This window comes from Micromonospora sp. CNZ296 (assembly GCF_007827635.1).
This window is the reverse complement of the sequence record NZ_VISW01000006.1, coordinates 35,192-52,937: the sequence shown is the minus strand read 5'-3', so window position 1 is coordinate 52,937 and position 17,746 is coordinate 35,192. Positions and strand designations below refer to the sequence as shown.

Below are 17,746 nucleotides of genomic sequence, written 5' to 3'. Positions count from 1 at the left end.
ACGTACGTCGACAGTGGAGGAACAGAGATGATCACGACAGCGGTCGTCGAGAGCACCGCCGGCCGGACCCGTTCCGGTCTGGGCCGCGCCCTCGACATCGTCAACATCATCGCCGAACGGGCACCGGAGACCCTCGGCGTGTCGACGATCGCGCGGGAACTGGGTCTGCCGAAGGCGGTCGCGCACCGCATCCTCAAGGAGCTGGTGGCCGACAACTTCCTCACCTTCAACGAGGAGACCAAGCGGTACCGGCTCGGCACCGGCGCGCTCGCGGTGGGCCTGGCCGCGCTGCGCGCGCTGGACGTGCCGGACATCGCGCGCCGCTACCTGGTCCGGCTGGTGCGCGACACCGGCGAGACCGCCACGCTGTCGGTGCGGCAGGGCTGGTCACGCGTCTACATCGACCAGGTGCTGTCGCCGCACGAGGTCCGGATGTCGGTGTCCCTGGGCACCAGCCACGCGCTGCACTCCGGGTCGTCGTCGAAGGCGATCCTGGCGGCGCTGCCGGACGCGGAGGTCGACGACTACCTCGGCCACCACCCGCTGGACGCGGTCACCTCGGCCACCATCACCTCCACCGCCAAGCTGCGGGCCGACCTGGCCCGGATCCGGCGTCAGGGGTACGCGGTGAGCATGGGCGAGCGGCAGAACGGCGCGGGAAGTGTGGCCGCGGCGGTGCGCTACGCGACCGGGCAGGTGTTCGGCTCGATCTCGCTGTGCGGGCCGCAGAACCGGTTCACCCCGGAGGTGTGCGCCGCGCACGGGGCGCTGGTCGCCGCGGCGGCGGCGGAGATCTCCGCCGAACTGGGTTTCCGGCCGCCGGCGCAGCGTGTCGCCGGGCGGACGGGTCAGGAACAGAACTGGGGAGGTGGAACAGGTGAGTGACGGACCGCTGACGGGCCTGCGGGTGCTTGACGTCTCGACGATCCTCGCCGGGCCGCTGTGCTGTCAGATCCTCGGCGACTACGGCGCCGACGTGATCAAGATCGAGCACCCGACCATGGGTGACAGCATGCGCGGCCACGGCAAGGCCAAGGACGGCCATCCCCTGTGGTGGAAGGAGATCTCCCGCAACAAGCGGCTGGTCGGGCTGAACCTGTCCGCGCCGGAGGGCGCGGCGCTGCTGCTGCGGCTGGCCGAGCGGGCCGACGTGCTGGTGGAGAACTTCCGGCCGGGCACGCTGGAGCGCTGGGGTGTCGGCCCGGAGGAGCTGCACCGGGTCAACCCCGGTCTGGTGATCGCCCGGATCACCGGCTTCGGGCAGACCGGCCCGTACGCCTCCCGCGCCGGGTTCGGCACGCTGGCCGAGGCGATGAGCGGGTTCGCCCACCTGACCGGCACCGCGGACGGCCCGCCCACGCTGCCCGCGTTCGGGCTGGCCGACAGCATCTGCGGCATCGCCACCTCGTCGGCGGTGATGATGGCGCTGTGGCACCGGGAGCGCTCCGGCGGCCGGGGCCAGGTCGTCGACATGAGCCTGCTGGAGCCGATCATGACCGCTGTCGGTCCCGGCCCCACCGTCTACGACCAGCTCGGCGTGGTGGAGCAGCGGCAGGGCAACCGCTCGACGAACAACGCGCCGCGCAACACGTACCAGACCAAGGACGGGTCGTGGGTGGCCATCTCCACCAGCGCCCAGGCCATCGCCGAGCGGGTGCTGCGGCTGGTGGGCCACCCCGAGGTGATCGACGAGCCGTGGTTCCGTACCGGCGTCGGGCGGGTGGCGCACGCGGACCTGCTCGACGAGTACGTGGGGTCGTGGATCGCCGAGCGGACCCGCGACGAGGTGGCCGCGGCGTTCGCCGAGGCCGGTGCCGCTGTCGCCCCGGTCTACAGCGCCAAGGACATCGTCGAGGACCCGCACGTCCGGGCCACCGAGATGATCACCACGGTCGACGATCCCGACCTCGGCCCGATGCGGATGCACAACGTCATGTGGCGGATGTCGGAGACGCCGGGCCGGATCCGGTTCACCGGACGCTCCCCCGGCGCCGACACCGACGCCCTGCTCGTCGAGGAACTCGGCTGCGACCCGGCCGAGATCGCCGACCTGAAAGCCCGTGGCGTCGTCGCCTGACGACGCCGACAGCCGAAACGCGAGGAACCCCGTGGGCACCACAGCCAGAACCGCCGACCGCCTGCTCGACGCCGTGCAGGCCGGTGTCACGATCTACGACCTGGGCCGGCGGCTGACCGTCGGCATGCCGCAGTCACCGAACCACCCGGCGTTCGGGCTCACCCTGCCGCGCCGCCACGGCGACATGGTGCGCGCCGACGGCGGCTCCGCCGCCAACGACCTGCTGGTGATGGGCACGCACGTCGGCACGCACGTCGACGCGCTCGCGCACGTCTCCCAGGACGGCCGGCTGCACGGCGGCGCCGACGCCGCCGACGCGCAGGTCGGCGGCCGGTTCGACGAACTGGGCGTGCACACCGTCGCGCCGATGGTCCGCCGGGGCGTGCTGCTGGACGTGCCCGCCGCGCTGGGCGTGGAGGCCTGCGAGCCCGGCTACGAGATCACCCCCGCCGACCTGGACGCCACGGTGTCCCGGCAGGGCACGCCGGTGGGCCCGGGCGACGTCGTGCTCATCCGCAGCGGGTGGGGCCGGCTGTTCGACCACGAGGACCGCGGCGTGTACGTCGGCAAGGACTCCGGCGTGCCGGGGGTCGGCGCGGACGGCGCGACGTGGCTGGCGCAGCGGCAGGTGCACGCCGCCGGCGCGGACACCATCGCCTTCGAGTGCCTGCCGCCGGGCAAGGGCCACAGCTCGCTGCCGGCCCACCGGATCCTGCTGGTCGAGCACGGCGTCTACCTGATCGAGACGATGGCGCTGGAGGAGCTGGCCCGCGACGAGGTGCACGAGTTCACATTCGTCATGGCGCCGCTGCCGCTGTACGGCGCCACCGGCTCCCCGGTGCGCCCGCTGGCGGTGATCAGCCGTGGCTGAGCCGACCCTGGGCCGCCACCTGGCCACCTTCGCCGCCGACACCGCCGCCGAGACGCTGCCCGACGAGGTCGTCGCGAGCGTCCGGGCCCGTGTCCTGGACGTGCTCGGCCTCTGCGTGGCGGCCCGGCCGCTGCCGACCAGCCAGGCGGCCCTCGCCTACGTCGAGGAGCAGGGCGGCCGCGGCCAGGCCACTGTCGTCGGCCTGGACGAGAAGGCGCCGGCCGCGCTGGCCGCGTTCGCCAACGGCGTGCTGGCGCACTCGCTCGACTACGACGACACGCACCTGCCGTCGGTGCTGCACCCGAGCGCGTCGGTGGTGCCGGCCGCGCTGGCCGCCGCCGAGGCGTCCGGGGCGTCCGGGCGGGAGACGGTCGCGGCCATCGCCGTGGGCCTGGAGGTGTGCGTCCGGCTCGGCATGGCCGGTTACGACCCGGCCGCCGGCAACTCCGTCTTCTTCGAGCACGGGCAGCACGCCACCTCGATCTGCGGCACGCTCGGCGGTGCGGTGGCGGCGGCCCGGCTGCTGAAGCTGGACGCCGACGGCGCGCTCGACGCGCTCGGCGTGTCCGCCTCGATGGCCGCCGGTCTGATCGAGTCCAACCGCAACGGCGGCACCGTCAAGCGGATCCACTGCGGCTGGGCGGCGCACGCGGCGGTGAGCGCCGCGCAGCTGGCCCGGCACGGCGTGACCGGCCCGCCGACGGTGCTGGAGGGACGCTTCGGCTTCTTCCAGGCGTTCCTGCGCGGCGAGTTCGACGGCGACGAGATCGTCCGCGGGCTCGGCACCGACTGGGCGGTGCCGGGCATCTTCTTCAAGCCGTATCCGGCGAACCACTTCACCCACGCCGCCATCGACGCGGCGATCGCGCTGCGCGAGCGCGGGTTGCCGCTGGACGAGATCGAGTCGATCACGCTCGGCGTGCCGACGCCGACGGTGCGCACCATCGGCCAGCCCATCGAGCGCAAGCGGGCGCCGCAGACCGGCTACGAGGCGCAGTTCAGCGGCCCGTACGCGGTGGTCGCCGGCCTGATCGGCGGCGGCGGTCTCGGCGTGGACCTCGCCGACTTCACCGACGCCCTGGCGCACGACCCGCAGCGGCGGGCGCTGATGGCGCTGGTCGACGTGGTGGGCGACGAGCGGTGCGACGCGATCTTCCCGCACCAGTTCCCGGCCGTGCTGCGGGTGGTCACCCGCGACGGGCGGGAGTGGGTGCAGGAGGTGCTCGCCAACCGGGGCGGGCCGCAGCGTCCGCTCAGCGACGCCGAACTGGCGGTCAAGTTCCGCACCAACGCCGCCGCCCTGCCGGAGGCGACCGCCGACCGCATCACCGAGGAGGTCCACCGGCTGGACCGGGCCCCCGACGTCCACGGCCTGATGGGCCTGATCAACCGCCGCTGAACCGAGCACGAGGAGCAACACCATGAGCACCTACGACCTGCTGCTGACGAACGTCCGCGTGGTCCGGCACGACCGGCCCGAACCCGAGCTGATGGACATCGGCGTCACCGACGGACGGATCAGCCGCGTCGCCCCGCAGATCGACCGGGCGGAGGCCGCCCAGGTCGTCGACGGCGGCGGCCGGCTCGCCTTCCCCGGCGTGGTGGACGCGCACCAGCACTGGGGCATCTACAACCCGCTGAGCGAGGACGCCGTCTCGGAGAGCCGCGCCTCGGTGCAGGGCGGCGTCACCACGGCGCTGAACTACATGCGCACCGGGCAGTACTACCTCAACCGGGGCGGCCGGTACGCCGACTTCTTCCCCGAGGTGCTGTCCGCGACCGAGGGCCGCTCCTACATCGACTACGGCTTCCACCTGGCGCCGATGTCGCGGGAGCACATCGGCGAGGTGCCGTCCCTGGTCGAGGAGCACGGCGTCACCTCATTCAAGATCTTCATGTTCTACGGCAGCCACGGCCTGCACGGCCGGTCCGCCGACCAGAACTCGTTCCTCATGATCCCGGAGGGCGAGCGGTACGACTACGCCCACTTCGAGTTCGTGATGCGGGGCGTCCAGGCGGCCCGGGAGCGTTTCCCCGAGCTGGCCGACGAGATCTCGCTGTCGCTGCACTGCGAGACCGCCGAGATCATGAGCGCGTACACCAAGCAGGTCGAGCAGGACGGCACGCTGCGCGGGCTGGAGGCGTACCACGCCTCGCGGCCGCCGCACTCCGAGGGACTGGCCGTGTCGATCGCGTCGTACCTGGCGCACGAGACCGGTCTGCCGAAGATCAACCTGCTGCACCTGACCTCGGAGAAGGCTGTCGACGCGGCGCTGCGGATGGCGCGGGCGTTCCCGCACATCGACTTCCGCCGCGAGGTGACCATCGGCCACCTGGTCGCCGACATCGACACCGCGCACGGCCTGGGCGGCAAGGTCAACCCGCCGCTGCGCCCGCGCGCCGACGTCGAGGCGCTCTGGGGGTACGTCCTGGACGGCAAGATCGACTGGGTGGTCAGCGACCACGCCTGCTGCAAGGACGAGGTCAAGTTCGGTGAGCCGCGCGACGACATCTTCGTCGCCAAGTCCGGCTTCGGCGGCGCCGAGTACCTGCTGCCCGGCCTGGTCACCGAGGGCAACCGGCGTGGCCTGTCGTACCAGCGGGTGGCGGAGCTGACCTCGTGGAACCCGGCCCAGCGCTTCGGCCTGCGCAACAAGGGCGCGCTGCTGCAGGGGTACGACGCCGACATCTGCCTGGTCGACCCGGACTCGACCTGGACGGTGCGCGCCGAGGACTCCGAGTCGACGCAGGAGTACACGCCGTTCGAGGGCTTCGAGCTGACCGCACGGGTCACCGACACCTTCGTCCGCGGGCAGCACGTGCTCGTCGACGGCAAGGTGACCGGCGAGCCGGCCGGCCGCTACCTCGCCCGCCCGCAGCGGTAGGGGGAACGACTGATGGCGGCGGTGGCGCGCAGTTACCTGTACGTGCCGGGCGACCGGGCGGACCTGCTGGACAAGGCGGCCGGGCGCGGCGCGGACGCGCTCGTGCTCGACCTGGAGGACGCGGTCACGCCGGCCCGCAAGGCGCAGGCCCGGGAGACGGTCGCCGGGTACCTGGGCGCCGCCGCGCCGGCCGGCCCGGAGCTGTGGGTGCGGATCAACAGCGACCAGGTCGAGGCGGACGTCGAGGTGCTCTCCCCCGCCGCGGCCGGGGTGTGGGTGCCGAAGGCCGAGCCGGAACTGCTCGCCGAGGTCGACGCCGCGCTGACCCGGGTGCAGCGGCGGCTCGGCCCGGACGCCCCGGCGTTCCGGGTGGTGGCGCTGATCGAGACCGCCCGGGGCGTGCTCACCGCGCCGCAGGTGGCCGCCGCAGCGCGGGTGCTGCGGCTCGGCCTCGGCGAGGCGGACCTCGCCGGTGAGCTGGGGTTGCAGCCCGGGCCGGAGCGGGCGGAGTTCGCGCCGATCCGTTCCCAGGTCGTGGTCGCGTCGGCAGCCGCCGGCATCACCCCGCCGGTGGGACCGGTGGAGACGACGCTGCGCGACCCGGAGCGGCTGGAGCAGACCACCCGGGCGCTGCTGCGGCAGGGCTTCCGGGCGCGCAGCGCCATCCACCCCGGGCAGATCGCGACGGTCAACGAGGTGTTCAGCCCCACCGAGGCCGAGGTGGCCTCGGCGCGGGCCGTGCTGGAGGCGCTGGAGCGGGCCGAACGCGGCGGCTCCGGGGTGGCCACCGACGCCGGCGGGCGGCTGCTGGACCGGGCGGTGGTACGGGCCGCCGCCGAGGTGGTACGCCGCGCCGAGGCGTCCGCGGGGTGACACGTGACGCCGGGCCGGGGACCGTCGGCGGGTACGACGTGGCCCGGCCCGGCGTGGGTCAGGGCGTGCCGAGCGTGGCGCGGGCAGCCAGGATGTGCGCCCGCATCACCGAGCCGGCCCAGGCCCGGTCGCGCGCCTCGAACGCGTCGATCAGCTCCCGGTGGTGCGACATGCTGCGCGCCATCGCCGCCTCGTCGTACCGGCGGAACGTGCGGTTCACCAGCGGCGTCTGCACCACCGCCCCGAGCAGCGCGCTCAACCGGCGGTTCCGCCCGGCGCCCAGGATGATCTCGTGGAACTGCGCGTTGCAGACCGCGATCCGGTCCGCCCGGTCCCGCCGCTGACCGGCCGCGTAGCCCTCCATCTCGGCGCACAGCTCGCGCAGCCGGGCGATCTCCTCCGGCGTGATCCGGGTCGCGGCCAGCTCGGCGCCGTACCCCTCCAGCAGGGCACGCAGCTCGAAGATCTCCTCCAGGTCCTGCTCCCGCCAGGCCGGGACGGTGGCGCCCCGGTTGGCCTCCCAGTCCACCAGGCCCTCGGCGTGCAGCCGGCGCAGCGCCTCCCGTACCGGAGTGCGGCTCACCCCCACCGCGGCGGCGAGATCCTCCTCGGAGAGCTTCTTCCCCGGCTCGTACGCCCCACCGAGGATGCGCGTCTTGATCGACTCGTACGCCGACTGCGTGGCCCGGCCCATGCGTCCCCCTCTGTTCACCGATGGTGAACCTACATCGACGCGGTGGAACCGCCGTTGACGGCGTACTCCGAGCCGGTCACTTGCCGGGACCGGTCCCCGGCCAGGAAGAGCACCACCTCGGCGACGTCCTCCGGCTCGTTCATCCGGCCCAGCGGCAGCCGGCGCAGCTCGTGCACGACGTGGTCGGCGGCGGCGGAGACGTCGATGCCGAGCCGGAGCGCGACCGACTCCAGGTAGGCGTCCATGGTCGCGGTCCGGGTCGGGCCGGGCGCGACGGTGTTCACCCGTACGCCCCGGGAGCCGTACTCCAGGGCCAGGCCCTTGGCGAGGCTGAGCAGCGCGGCCTTGCTGACCGCGTAGTCGAGCATGTGCGGCTTGGGGTGCCGCGCCGCCTCGGAGCCGATGGTGACCACGCTGCCGCCGCCCCGCTCGACCATGAGCGGCACGAGCGCGCGGCACAGGCGCACGCAGGACATCACGTTCACGTCCCAGGTGCGCTGCCAGGCGGCGTCGTCGATGTCGGTGAACGCGTCCCGGTACGGCGCGAGCGCCACGTTGTTGACGAGCACGTCCGCGCCGCCGTACCGGCTGGTCACCTCCCGCACGACGGCGGCGACGCCGGCCGGGGTGCCCAGGTCGGCGGTGACCGGGACGCCCACGCAGGCGGAGACGTCCAGATCGGCGGAGACCACCTCGGCGCCCTCGTCGGCCAGCCGGCGGGCCACGGCGAGCCCGATCCCCGATCCGGCGCCGGTGACGACGGCGACCCTGCCCCTCATCCGCTTCTCCCCTCGGTGCCGTCGGCGAGCACCTCGTCGGTGTGCTCGCCGAGCGTCGGTGCGAGCCGGCCGGCCGGCAACGGCGATCCCGACATGACGATCGGCGAGGCGACGCTGCGCAGCCGCCCGGCCACCGGATGCTCGACGATCGACACCAGGCCGGACCCGGCCTCTTCCTCCTCGCGGAGGATCTCCTCGTAGCCGGCCAGCGGCGCGCACGGCACGTCGATCGCGGACAGCTCCGCCAGCCACTCGGCCGTGGTACGCCCGAGCAGCACCTCGGCGACCACCCGGTAGAGCCCGTCGGCGTTGGCGATCCGCTTGCCGACGGTGTCGTAGTCGGGGTGGCGCAGCAGGTCGGCGCGCCCGACCAGGGTGAGGAACCGCTCCCACTGCCGGCCGGTGTAGATCAGCACGCACAGGTGCCCGTCGGCGGTGGCGTACGGGCGGCGGTTCGGCGCGGCGGTACGCGGGTAGAGCGGCGGCCCGGTGGGCGGGTCGAACGTCCAGCCGTCGAGCTGTTCGAGCAGGCCGAAGGCGACCATCGTGTCGTACATCGGCACCTCGACGCGCTGCCCCTCGCCGGTGGCGTCGCGGTGCCGCAGCGCGGCGAGCACGGCGGTGGACGCGGTGAGCCCGGTGATCTTGTCGGCGAGCGGTGTGACGACGTACCCGGGCTGGTCCTGGTTGACGCTCTGGAGCCGGGCGATGCCGGAGGCGCCCTGGATCACGTCGTCGTAGGCGGGCCGGTCGGCGTGCCGGCCGGTGCCGCGGAAGCCCGGGATCGCGCAGTAGACGATCGCCGGGTGCAGCGCGCGTACGTCGTCGTAGGTGAGCGCGAGCCGGGCCGCGGCGGCCGGGCGCATGTTGTGCACCAGCACGTCCACCGTCGGCACGAGCCGGTCGAACGCGGCCCGGTCGGCGGGCGCCTTGAGGTCCAGCAGGACGCTCTTCTTGCCCCGGTTCATGTTGAGGAACACCGCCGCCATGCCGGGGGTGCGGGCGGCGCCGAGCTGGCGGGCGATGTCGCCGCCCGGCGGCTCCACCTTGATCACCTCGGCGCCGAGGTCGGCCAGCATCAGCGTGCAGTACGGGCCGGAGAACGTGCTGGTCAGGTCCAGCACCCGGAGTCCGGTCAGCGGCCCGGTCACGGGAAGCCACCGGCCCGGCTCAGCATGCCCGGCAGCTCGGCGCCGAACACCTCGCCCAGCCACCTGGCGTTCCCGATCGCCGCCTCCTGCGACACGCCGGTGGCTGTCCCGGAGCGTTCCAACGCGTACACCACGTCCTCGGTGGCCACGTTGCCGGTGGCGGCCGGCGCGAACGGGCAGCCGCCGATGCCGCCGACGCTGGCGTCGATCGCCCGCGCCCCGGCCCCGACGGCGGCCAGGACGTTCGCCAGGCCCAGGTTGCGGGTGTTGTGGAAGTGCCCGCGCAGGCTCGCCCCGGTGCGCTCGCGTACGGCGGTGAACAGGCGCTCCACCTGGGACGGCACGGCCACGCCGATGGTGTCGGCGAGCGCCACCTCGTCCGGTGCCACCGGTGCCAGGTCGTCGACGACGCGCAGCACGCGCTCCGGCGGCGTCTCCCCCTCGAACGGGCAGCCGAACGCGGCACCGACCGTGACCGACGCGCGCAGCCCCTGCTCGCGGGCGCGGGGCAGCAGCCGCCGCACCTGCGCCACCGCCTCGGCGGTGATCGTGCCCTGGTTGCGCCGGCAGAACGTGTCGGTGGCGACGACCACGAAGTTGACCTCGGTGACGCCGGCGGCGACCGCCCGGTCCAGGCCGCGGCCGCTCATCACCAGGCCGATCGAGGCCAGGCCCGGCTCGTCGCGGACCAGTGCCGCCAGCGCGTCGGCGTCGGCGAGCTTCGGCACCTTCGCCGGGTTGACGAAGCTCGTCACCTCGACCCGCCGGCTGCCCGCCGCGACGGCCCGGCGTACCAGTTCGGCCTTCTGCCCGGTGGTCAGCTCCGCCGGGTGGTTCTGGAGGCCGTCCCGGGGGCCGACCTCGACGATCTCGACGTTCAAGACAGCGCCTTCAGTCCGGCCTGCGCGACCTCCATGTCCTGCGTGTAGTGGCCGCCGCTGACCCCGATGCCGCCGACCAGCACGTCGTCGACCTTCACCGGATAGCCGCCGCCGAAGGTCACCAGCCGGTCGATCGCGGGCGGGGCGCCCATCGCCAGCGGCCCGTCGTCCTTGATGAAGTCGTACCAGCCGTCGCTGCTGAGCCCGAAACCGACTGCCGTGTACGCCTTGTCCTGCGCCAGCTGGACGCTCACCAGCGGCGCGCCGTCCATCCGCTCGTACGCCTTCAGCACGCCGCTCTCGTCGCACACCGCGACGGTGACCGCGAAGCCCATCTCCTCGGCGCGGGCGACGGCGGCGGCCACCATCGCCCGCGCGGCCGGCGCGGAGATCGAGCGCTTCTTCACCACGTACGGGTTCTTCGCCATGACTGCCTCCTCAGATCGCGCCGGCGGCGCGCAGTTCGGTGATCCGGTCGTCGGCCAGGCGCAGCACCTGGCGCAGGACCTCGTCGGTGTGCTCGCCCAGCCGGGGGCCCACCGAACGCAGCCGGCCCGGGGTGCGGGACAGCCGGGGCGCGACATTCTGCATCGGGAACGCGCCCATCTCCGGGTGGTCGAGTTCGACGATCGCCTCGCGCGCGGCGAAGTGCTCGTCGGTCAGCATCTCCCGGGCGGTGTAGACCGACCCGGCCGGTACGCCGCCCAGATGCAGCAGCCGCAGCAGCGCGGCCGGTTCGAACGTGACGGTCCACGCCGCGATCAGGTCGTCCAGTTCGGCCTGGTGCGCGCCGCGGGCGGCGTGGGTGGCGTACCGGGGGTCGTCGGCCAGGTCCGGGCGGCCCATCACCGCCGCCAGGCGGCGGAACACCGTGTCCTGGTTCGCGGCGATCAGCACTGTGGCGCCGTCGCGCGTCGGGTACGCGTTGCTCGGCGCCACGTTGGGCAGGATCGAGCCGGTCCGCTCCCTGATGTAGCCGGTGAGCGCGTACTCCGGCACCAGCGACTCCATCAGCGCCAGCACCGACTCGTAGATGGCGCTGTCCACCACCTGGCCCTGGCCGGTGCTGGTCGCCACCCGCAACGCCATCATGGCGCCGAGCGCGGCGAACGTGCCGGCCAGCGAGTCGCCGAGGCTCACGCCGATGCGGCTCGGCGGCGTGGACGGGTCGCCGGTGACGTGCCGGATCCCGCCCATCGCCTCGCCGATCGAGCCGTAGCCGGCCCGGGACGCGTACGGGCCGTCCTGCCCGAACGCGGTGACCCGCACGACGACGAGCCGTGGGTTGATCCGGTGCAGCTCCTCCGGCGCGAGTCCCCAGCGTTCCAGCGTGCCCGGGCGGAAGTTCTCCACGAACACGTCGGCGCCGGCGAGCAGGTCGCGCATGAGCTGCTGTCCCTCGGGCATCCGCAGGTTGCAGGTGACCGACTTCTTGTTGCGGGCCACCACCGGGAACCACAGCGACTTGCCGTGCGGCTTCTCCCGCCCCCACTGCCGCATCGGGTCGCCGCCGTCCGGCTGCTCGACCTTGATCACCTCAGCGCCGAAGTCGCCGAGCAGTTGCGCGCAGAACGGCCCGGCCAGCAGCACGCCGGCCTCCACCACGCGTACCCCGGTCAGCGGCCCGTCGGGAAAGCCGTCGGTCATCCGGCCGGCTCCGACAGTCCGAACATCTTCTCGATGCGGGCCTCGGCGAACCGGGAGACCGCGCCCGCCCGGGTCACCGACCGGACGCCCTCGATCTTCAGCAGCGCCGGGCGGACCAGGGAGCCCATGGTGACCGGCGCCGACGGGCAGGCGGCGCAGCGGCCGTGGAACGTCACCCGGGCGTCGCCGTCGGCGTCCACGTCGACTGTGACGCCGCCGCCGTGCGCCTCGACGAGCTGGCGTACCTTGCCGTCGAGCGCGCGGTCGGCGGCCTTCGCCCTCTTGTCAGCGCCCATCCTTACGGCCCTTCTTCGCGGACTTCTTGCCGCTCTTGCCGTACAGCTCCTTCTTCTTGGCCTTCACGTCGATGCCGAGCACCCGGGCGAAGTTCAGGCCGAAGATCTTCTCCTTGATCTCGTCGGTCAGCTCCGGGTAGCCGTAGCCGTCCTGGAGGTCCTCCGGCATGCGCATCTCGGCGAACAGGTCGATGTACGCCTGCACCTTCGGCCAGACGAACGCCTCGGAGCCCCAGAGCAGCCGGTCCGGGCCGACGTGCAGCAGGCACTTGCCGATGGCGTGCAGCGCGGCGCGCGGCGCGACCGGGTACTGGTTGATCCAGGCGGTCAGCGCGAGGTGGATGTTCTCGTACCGGGCCGCGATGTTGATCGTCTCGTTGATGAACGGCTCGCCGAGGTGGTGCACGATGAACGTCATCTCGGGGAAGTCCTGCGCCGCGCGCTCCAGGTCGTACGGGGCCAGGTCGGCGATGTGCTGTGTGTTGAACGCCAGGCCCTTGTGGAACTGCACGTTCGTCACGCCGTGTTCGAGGGCGGTCTCCCACAGCGGGTACGCGACCTGCCGGTCGTCGATCTTCCAGGACAGGCCGCCGGAGTGCGCCTGGTAGAACTTGAAGCTGGTGGCGCCCCACTCCTCGATCTGGCGGATCATCTCGGTCACCGCGCCGTAGCGGCCGTGCGTGATCGGGTCGACGCCGCCGCAGAACAGCACCCGATCCGGGTACGCCTCCTTGAGCTTGTAGTTGTTCTCCGCCGGCGAGAACCCCAGCTTCCAGCCGCCGTGGCTGGGCACCGTCTGGGCCATCGCCATGTCGGTGTCGGACTCCTCGAACATCAGCCGGTACGCGTCCTCGACCGACAGTTCGCGGCCGGAGATGTCGTCGTACGGGTAGCCCGGCGCGGAGTACTTGCGGGCGTACTCGACGAGCGCGTTCGTCGACTTCTTGCCGCCGTGGTTGAAGTCGATGTTCTCGTCGGTGAGCTTGTACATGTGGATGGCGTTGTCGAGGACGAAGAAGCCGTTCTTCATGGGGTGGGACGTCCCTTCGGGGTGGTGTCGTTCTCCAGGCGTTCGACGTGCCGGACCGCGAGCTGGCGGCGGCGGCGCACCGACCACGCGGCGACCGATACGCCGGTGATCACGGCGAGGCCGTTGAAGACGCGCTCGATCCAGGTCGCGGCGCCGAGGTGTTGCAGACCGGCGATGGTGAAGGTGATGAAGTACGCGGCGATCACGGTGCCGAGGATGTTGACCCGGCCTGGTCGCAGCGCGGCGGCGCCGAGGAAGGCCGCGGCGAAGGCCGGCAGCAGGAACTGTTCGCCGACCGTCGGCTGGGCCGAGCCGATCCGCGAGGCCAGCAGCACGCCGGCCAGCGAGGCGAGCACCGCCGCGCCGACGAACGCCCGGACGGTGTAGCTGCGGACGTCGATGCCGGCCCGGGCGGCGCCGCGCAGGTTGCCGTCCATCGCGTAGAGCCGCTGCCCGAAGGGCGTCCAGACGACGATGAACTCCAGCGCCAGCACCAGCACCACGAGGTAGATCAGCGGCAGCGGGACGCCGCCCAGGTCGCCGCGGGCGATCTCGGTGAACGCCGGCGGCACGTTCTGGTACAGCACCCGGCCGCCGGTGACCATGTAGAGCAGACCCATCAGCAGGCTGCCCACGGCGAGCGTGGCGATGATCGAACTCATGCCGAACTTCAGCACCAGCAGGCTGTTGAGCAGGCCGACCGCGACGCCGACGGCGAGCACCGCGAGCAGGGCCAGCCAGATCGGCACGCCCTGCACCGCGATCAGCCAGATGCTCACGCCCTGTGCCAGGCCCAGCATCGGGCCGACCGACGCGTCCAGATAGTGCGCCAGCAACGGCAGCGTGGCGGCCATCGCCACGATCACCGTCACTGTCTGGTTGACCAGGATCAGCCGGAAGTTGGTGGTGGTGAAGTACGTGTCCGGGGTGAGCGCGGAGAAGACCGCGATCACCAGGACGAGCATGCCGAGCAGCCCGAACCGGCTCACCCCCTCGACCGCCCGCTCCCCGGCCCCGGCGCGGGACCGGTCGGCGCTCTGCTTGATGACGGTGCGGCCGCCGCCCGGGGGCGTCTTCGTGGTGGCGGCGGTCATCGGACCGCCTCCCCCGCCGTGGCGAGCGTGCCCGCGACGATCAGCTGCACGCACCGTTCGACGTCGAGCCCCTCGGTGGGGCCGTGGTAGACGTTGCGGCCGCCCTTCATCACCAGCAGCCGGTCGGCCATCGACAGGATCTCCGGGATCCGGTGGCTGATCACGATGACCGCGTAGCCGCGGTCGCGCAGCCGGCGGATCAGCGCGTTGACGCCGTCGGACTCGGTGGTGCCGAGCGCCGCGGTCGGCTCGTCCATCACCATCACGCGCGGCTCGTTCTCGGTGACCAGCGCGCGGGCGATGGCGACCATCTGCCGCTGCCCGCCGGAGAGCCCCTCGACCAGCACGTTCATGTCGTGCAGGTCGATGCCCAGCTCCTCCAGCACCGTCCGGGTACGCTCGCGCATCGCCCGCTTGCGCAGCACGGGCAGGCCGCGTACACCGCCGGTCCACTCGCGGCCGAGGAAGACGTTCTCGACGATGCTCAGGTTGTCGGAGAGCCCGAGATCCTGGTAGATCATCTCGATCCCGGCGGACCGGGCCGCGCCGATGGTGTGCGGCGTCAGGTCCCGGCCGGCCACCCGCAGGCGGCCGGTGTCCGGCGCCAGCGCGCCGCTGACCATGCTCATCAGCGTGGACTTGCCGGCGCCGTTGTCCCCGACGACGCCCAGGATCTCGCCCGGGCGTACGTCGAAGGAGACGTCGGTGACGGCGCGTACCCGGCCGTAGGACTTGCTGACGCCCACCGCCTCCAGCACCGGGGCGGCACTCATCGGGCCTCGCTCCACATCTTCTCGTAGCGCTCGGCGTAGTTCACGTAGCTGTTCCAGTCGACCGCGCCGTCCTTGGGGGCGTTCGACTTGTCGAAGACTGTGGCCGGGATGCCCTGCTCGGCGTCGGGCAGCGCGGGCTGACCGGCGGCCAGCCGGCCCACCTGGTCGATGGCGGCGTAGGCGTTCCAGCCGCGGATGGCGCCGAAGTCGGCGAGCTGGTCACCGGCTGCGACGCTGCCCAGCCGCTCCGGCTCGGCGTTCTTCGACAGCACCTTGATGTCGTTGCGGCCGGCGGCCCGGATGGCGGCGATGACGGACTCCACGCCGTTGCCGTACGGGGTGAGGATGTACTGCAGCTTGTCGCCGTGCTTCTGGATCAGCGAGGTGGTGAGTTCTGCATCTCGATCGGGTCGACCGCCTGCGCCAGCGTGCGCTCGCGGACCTCCAGCAGCTCGCAGCCGGTGCAGCCGGCGAGCACGCGCTTGCTGGCGTTGAGCGCCTCGACCAGGTGCGGGTAGCCGACGTCCCAGAGGAAGACGACCTTGGCCTTGCCGTTGGAGTCGGCGACGGCCTTGGCCGTGGCCAGCACCGCCTGGAACGTCTCCCGGCTGGACACGTGCGCGTCGTAGCCGACCGCGCCGCCCTCGGCGACGGCGGAGACGCCCACGACCGGGATCTTCGCCTTCTGCAGCTCGGCGATGCCGTCGGCGACCTGATTCTCCGGGATGGCGACGGTGATGACGGCGGTGGGCTTGTTGGCGGCGGCGGTGGCAAGCGCCTTCTGGTAGCCCTCCGGGGTGCCCTGCCCGTCCAGGATCTCGGCGCTCCAGCCGAGCTTCTCGGCGATGGCGGTGGCCCGCTTGCCGACCTCCTCGCAGGAGGTGCCGATCTTGCAGACGATGATGTTGAGCTTGCCGTTCGCCGGCGGCTTCACCGACGTCGTCGGCCCGGACCAGTCCTCGTAGACCTTGATCTTGTCGAGGGTGATGTCGGCTTCCTTGCCCTCGAAGTAGAGCATTCCGCCGGTGCCGGCGGCGATCAGCTTGCGGGCCGTCTCGGTGTACTCGTCGTTGACCGCTGCGGGCGTGTCGGAGGCGGTGCTCTCCGCACCCGATCCGCAGGCGGCGGTGGTGAGCAGAAGGGCGGCCGCCCCGAATGCGGCGGCGGCGGCGCGGAGCCGGCGGGCTCCGAAAGTGTGTGTCACGGTGCTACTCCCTCGGTGGGTGGCAGTCGTCGAAAAGAAGCGAATCGATGAGTCGGCGCAGGGAGGGGCGAAAACAAACCCGGCGCGTGACGGGCGCTTCGGGTTGCATGCAATCGCAGTCCAACACGATCAACATCGACAGTCAATAGTTCACAATGCTGAAACATAAGCCCTGTTAGAGAGCGTTTCTCCAGCCCACGAGGGAGGCGCGTTCGCCCCGACCGGGCGGAGAAATTGTATTTTTCCGACGTGAGGCTCGCGGGGTACGGGTCAGCGGACGGACGCCGCGGAACGCCCGAAGCGCAGGACCGCCCGGCCGTGCTCGGTCATCATCCGCGCGCACCTTCTCCCCGCCCAGGCCGTGCAGGCGCAACGCGTTGCCGCCCATCAGCTTGGCGAACACGTCCGGGGTGAACTCCGGGAAGCCCCACCCGTCCAGCAGATCCCGGGGCATCTCGAGATCCGTCAAGGCGTCGATGATCGGCTGCGGGTGCGCGGACGGCACGCCGGTGGCGAACATGATGCGATCCGTGCCGCCGTGCATCATGAGCATGCCGACGATCTCGGCGAACCGGCGCGGCTTGCGCACGATCATGTTCGACACCGACTCGATCGTCGCCCAGATGTTCGGGTGGGGTGTGGCCGATGCGGTACAGCGCGTTCACCATGCCGTCGTACGCGGCCTGGGAGCAGTGCGGCGCCCGGTTCCCGGGCCGGAAGTCGTACCCGTGGACGACACCGTCCACCACGACCATCCCATTGATCATGTCAACTCCGTTCTCCTGTCGACGGGAGCGCGACGAGGTGGTGGACGGGCGCGGCCGCTCGTCGGGGCGTTGCGCGGTATGTGATCGCGGCCACCAGCGGCCCGAGAATGTACACAACATAGGTGCGCAGCCCGGAGCGGTCAAGACTGTCTCGTGGTCAGTGAGATCGGCCGGCACATGCCGCCAGCAGCGTCTTCACCTGGTAGTTTTCCCGATTTTCTCGACACGCCGGGTCGAATGAGACCCGGCGGCGACCACGGCAGCCACCGCCTCGCGGAGAATCCTTGACAGTGATTGCATACATTGCTTGACTCTCTCGCCATGACAGAGCAGGCAGCGACAGTCCCTCGTCCCGGGGACGTCGAGCGCCGCCGGCCTCGGCGGCTCGACCCCGTTCTGGTACGAGGGCTACACCTGACCATGTCCGTGTCTGCCCCGCAGGCGGCCGTCCGGCGGAGCACGGTTCTCCCCGTGCTCCGCGGCCACGGCGACACCCTCGCCCTGGCCGCGCTCTGGGTCGCGCTGGTGCTGGCCACGCCGTGAAGTCGCCGGCCTTCCTGTCCCACCAGACCGTCATCGCGGTGGCCTTCAACATGGCGTTCATCGGCGTCCTGGTCGTCGGCGTCAGCCTGGTGATGCTCAGCGGTGCCGAGTTCGACCTGTCCGTCGGCGTGACCGCTGTGGCCGCCGCGCTGATCGCCGCCCAGCTGCTGACCGACGGCGC

The 17,746-nt window shown here is 72.1% G+C and carries 19 protein-coding genes; 6 read left to right on the top strand and 13 right to left on the bottom strand.

Annotated features, from left to right (window positions below; all coding sequences use genetic code 11):
• Window positions 1-27 precede the first annotated feature (27 nt).
• Genes FB455_RS12095 through FB455_RS12070 form a run of 6 tightly spaced genes read left to right on the top strand, consistent with a single transcriptional unit; the run spans window position 28 to window position 6,706 of the window.
• Complete coding sequence (locus FB455_RS12095) at window positions 28-885, top strand: IclR family transcriptional regulator (RefSeq protein WP_071094529.1); 858 nt, start codon at window positions 28-30, stop codon at window positions 883-885.
• On the top strand, window positions 878-2,077 hold the full coding sequence (locus FB455_RS12090; RefSeq protein ID WP_013286899.1) for a CaiB/BaiF CoA transferase family protein: 1,200 nt from the start codon (window positions 878-880) through the stop codon (window positions 2,075-2,077). The genes FB455_RS12095 and FB455_RS12090 overlap by 8 nt, the downstream gene beginning before the upstream one ends.
• 31 nt (window positions 2,078-2,108) lie before the next feature.
• On the top strand, window positions 2,109-2,948 hold the full coding sequence (locus FB455_RS12085; RefSeq protein ID WP_013286900.1) for a cyclase family protein: 840 nt from the start codon (window positions 2,109-2,111) through the stop codon (window positions 2,946-2,948).
• Window positions 2,941-4,347, top strand: a complete 1,407-nt coding sequence (locus FB455_RS12080; protein ID WP_013476392.1) for an MmgE/PrpD family protein — start codon at window positions 2,941-2,943, stop codon at window positions 4,345-4,347. Before FB455_RS12085 ends, FB455_RS12080 begins: the two co-directional genes overlap by 8 nt.
• 22 nt (window positions 4,348-4,369) lie before the next feature.
• The gene (locus FB455_RS12075; RefSeq protein ID WP_030268395.1) at window positions 4,370-5,833 is read left to right on the top strand and encodes a dihydroorotase; all 1,464 of its coding nucleotides are present in this window, start codon (window positions 4,370-4,372) and stop codon (window positions 5,831-5,833) included.
• A gap of 12 nt (window positions 5,834-5,845) precedes the next feature.
• Window positions 5,846-6,706 carry an HpcH/HpaI aldolase/citrate lyase family protein gene (locus tag FB455_RS12070; protein ID WP_145753407.1) on the top strand — a complete coding sequence of 287 codons (861 nt, stop codon included), beginning with the start codon at window positions 5,846-5,848 and terminating at the stop codon, window positions 6,704-6,706.
• A gap of 58 nt (window positions 6,707-6,764) precedes the next feature.
• Here the strand turns inward: FB455_RS12070 and FB455_RS12065 are convergent, their stop codons facing one another.
• The 13 genes from FB455_RS12065 to FB455_RS12005 all read right to left on the bottom strand — a co-directional run bounded on the left by FB455_RS12065 (window position 6,765) and on the right by FB455_RS12005 (window position 16,859).
• On the bottom strand, window positions 6,765-7,400 hold the full coding sequence (locus tag FB455_RS12065; protein WP_013286904.1) for a GntR family transcriptional regulator: 636 nt from the start codon (window positions 7,398-7,400) through the stop codon (window positions 6,765-6,767).
• Window positions 7,401-7,429: 29 nt separating this feature from the next.
• Complete coding sequence (locus FB455_RS12060; RefSeq protein ID WP_013286905.1) at window positions 7,430-8,179, bottom strand: SDR family NAD(P)-dependent oxidoreductase; 750 nt, start codon at window positions 8,177-8,179, stop codon at window positions 7,430-7,432.
• Window positions 8,176-9,330 (bottom strand): CaiB/BaiF CoA transferase family protein, encoded by a 1,155-nt coding sequence (locus FB455_RS12055; RefSeq protein WP_030268391.1) that lies wholly within the window; start codon window positions 9,328-9,330, stop codon window positions 8,176-8,178. The genes FB455_RS12060 and FB455_RS12055 overlap by 4 nt, the downstream gene beginning before the upstream one ends.
• A complete protein-coding gene (locus FB455_RS12050; RefSeq protein ID WP_145753405.1) occupies window positions 9,327-10,211 on the bottom strand; it encodes a hydroxymethylglutaryl-CoA lyase in 885 nt (294 codons plus the stop codon). The genes FB455_RS12055 and FB455_RS12050 overlap by 4 nt, the downstream gene beginning before the upstream one ends.
• The gene (locus tag FB455_RS12045; protein ID WP_013286908.1) at window positions 10,208-10,639 is read right to left on the bottom strand and encodes a GlcG/HbpS family heme-binding protein; all 432 of its coding nucleotides are present in this window, start codon (window positions 10,637-10,639) and stop codon (window positions 10,208-10,210) included. Before FB455_RS12045 ends, FB455_RS12050 begins: the two co-directional genes overlap by 4 nt.
• A gap of 10 nt (window positions 10,640-10,649) precedes the next feature.
• Window positions 10,650-11,858: a CaiB/BaiF CoA transferase family protein gene (locus FB455_RS12040; protein WP_013286909.1), complete on the bottom strand. Its 1,209-nt coding sequence runs from the start codon at window positions 11,856-11,858 to the stop codon at window positions 10,650-10,652.
• On the bottom strand, window positions 11,855-12,154 hold the full coding sequence (locus FB455_RS12035; protein ID WP_013286910.1) for a NifU family protein: 300 nt from the start codon (window positions 12,152-12,154) through the stop codon (window positions 11,855-11,857). The genes FB455_RS12040 and FB455_RS12035 overlap by 4 nt, the downstream gene beginning before the upstream one ends.
• Window positions 12,144-13,184, bottom strand: a complete 1,041-nt coding sequence (locus FB455_RS12030; RefSeq protein ID WP_013286911.1) for an amidohydrolase family protein — start codon at window positions 13,182-13,184, stop codon at window positions 12,144-12,146. The genes FB455_RS12035 and FB455_RS12030 overlap by 11 nt, the downstream gene beginning before the upstream one ends.
• Window positions 13,181-14,278, bottom strand: coding sequence for an ABC transporter permease (locus FB455_RS12025; RefSeq protein WP_145753403.1), 1,098 nt, complete (start codon window positions 14,276-14,278; stop codon window positions 13,181-13,183). The genes FB455_RS12030 and FB455_RS12025 overlap by 4 nt, the downstream gene beginning before the upstream one ends.
• Window positions 14,275-15,051 carry an ATP-binding cassette domain-containing protein gene (locus FB455_RS12020; protein ID WP_013286913.1) on the bottom strand — a complete coding sequence of 259 codons (777 nt, stop codon included), beginning with the start codon at window positions 15,049-15,051 and terminating at the stop codon, window positions 14,275-14,277. Before FB455_RS12020 ends, FB455_RS12025 begins: the two co-directional genes overlap by 4 nt.
• Window positions 15,048-15,374, bottom strand: a complete 327-nt coding sequence (locus FB455_RS12015; RefSeq protein ID WP_145753401.1) for a type 1 periplasmic-binding domain-containing protein — start codon at window positions 15,372-15,374, stop codon at window positions 15,048-15,050. Before FB455_RS12015 ends, FB455_RS12020 begins: the two co-directional genes overlap by 4 nt.
• A gap of 53 nt (window positions 15,375-15,427) precedes the next feature.
• Entirely contained in the window at window positions 15,428-16,255 is an 828-nt protein-coding gene (locus FB455_RS12010) for a substrate-binding domain-containing protein (protein WP_145753399.1), read from the bottom strand.
• Between the two features lie 175 nt (window positions 16,256-16,430).
• Window positions 16,431-16,859 (bottom strand): amidohydrolase family protein, encoded by a 429-nt coding sequence (locus FB455_RS12005; protein WP_145753397.1) that lies wholly within the window; start codon window positions 16,857-16,859, stop codon window positions 16,431-16,433.
• Window positions 16,860-17,746 lie beyond the last annotated feature (887 nt).

Excerpts from the sequence above, each read along its gene's own strand:
- FB455_RS12025 (WP_145753403.1), bottom strand. The coding sequence starts at position 14,278 with ATGACCGCCGCCACCACGAAGACGCCCCCGGGCGGCGGCCGCACCGTC.
- FB455_RS12020 (WP_013286913.1), bottom strand. The coding sequence starts at position 15,051 with ATGAGTGCCGCCCCGGTGCTGGAGGCGGTGGGCGTCAGCAAGTCCTAC.
- FB455_RS12030 (WP_013286911.1), bottom strand. The coding sequence starts at position 13,184 with ATGAAGAACGGCTTCTTCGTCCTCGACAACGCCATCCACATGTACAAG.
- FB455_RS12095 (WP_071094529.1), top strand. The coding sequence starts at position 28 with ATGATCACGACAGCGGTCGTCGAGAGCACCGCCGGCCGGACCCGTTCC.
- FB455_RS12045 (WP_013286908.1), bottom strand. The coding sequence starts at position 10,639 with ATGGCGAAGAACCCGTACGTGGTGAAGAAGCGCTCGATCTCCGCGCCG.
- FB455_RS12035 (WP_013286910.1), bottom strand. The coding sequence starts at position 12,154 with ATGGGCGCTGACAAGAGGGCGAAGGCCGCCGACCGCGCGCTCGACGGC.
- FB455_RS12065 (WP_013286904.1), bottom strand. The coding sequence starts at position 7,400 with ATGGGCCGGGCCACGCAGTCGGCGTACGAGTCGATCAAGACGCGCATC.
- FB455_RS12070 (WP_145753407.1), top strand. The coding sequence starts at position 5,846 with ATGGCGGCGGTGGCGCGCAGTTACCTGTACGTGCCGGGCGACCGGGCG.
- FB455_RS12060 (WP_013286905.1), bottom strand. The coding sequence starts at position 8,179 with ATGAGGGGCAGGGTCGCCGTCGTCACCGGCGCCGGATCGGGGATCGGG.
- FB455_RS12040 (WP_013286909.1), bottom strand. The coding sequence starts at position 11,858 with ATGACCGACGGCTTTCCCGACGGGCCGCTGACCGGGGTACGCGTGGTG.
- FB455_RS12075 (WP_030268395.1), top strand. The coding sequence starts at position 4,370 with ATGAGCACCTACGACCTGCTGCTGACGAACGTCCGCGTGGTCCGGCAC.